Origin of the sequence: Gluconobacter sp. P1D12_c, from assembly GCF_018812105.1 — a bacterium.
GTDB classification, from domain to species: Bacteria; Pseudomonadota; Alphaproteobacteria; order Acetobacterales; family Acetobacteraceae; genus Gluconobacter; species Gluconobacter oxydans_A.
Genome location: NZ_JACSIQ010000946.1, coordinates 1 through 343, shown reverse-complemented (window position 1 = coordinate 343; position 343 = coordinate 1). Strand labels below are relative to the sequence as shown.

At 58.0% G+C, this 343-nt stretch carries 1 protein-coding gene; it reads right to left on the bottom strand.

Translation table 11 applies throughout. The features are described from left to right. A partial coding sequence (locus KP705_RS19910) for a transposase (RefSeq protein ID WP_215765566.1) occupies positions 1-343 on the bottom strand: 343 nt, incomplete at both ends.

The following is a 343-nucleotide window of genomic DNA, read 5'->3' as shown; positions in this document are numbered from 1 at the left end:
TGTTGCGCTGCCTGGGAGCCGCGACCAGCGTTGCATCCAGGATCTGCCCTGACATCGGGAGATAACCAGCGTTCCGCAGGGTTGCATCAAAGCGATTGAACAGACCATCGACCGCACCCGCCTGTGTCAGACGCTCGCGAAACAGCCAGACCGTTTTGGCATCGGGCACGCGATCTGACAGCCCCAGACCAAGAAAACGCATGAAGGACAGGCGGTCATTGATCAGATATTCCGTCCGTTCATCGGACAGATTATTCAGCGTCTGGATCACCAGGATTTTGAACATCAGCACCGGATCAAACGGCGGACGGCCGCCTTTGCTCCCGTCCGCATAGGCCAGAGC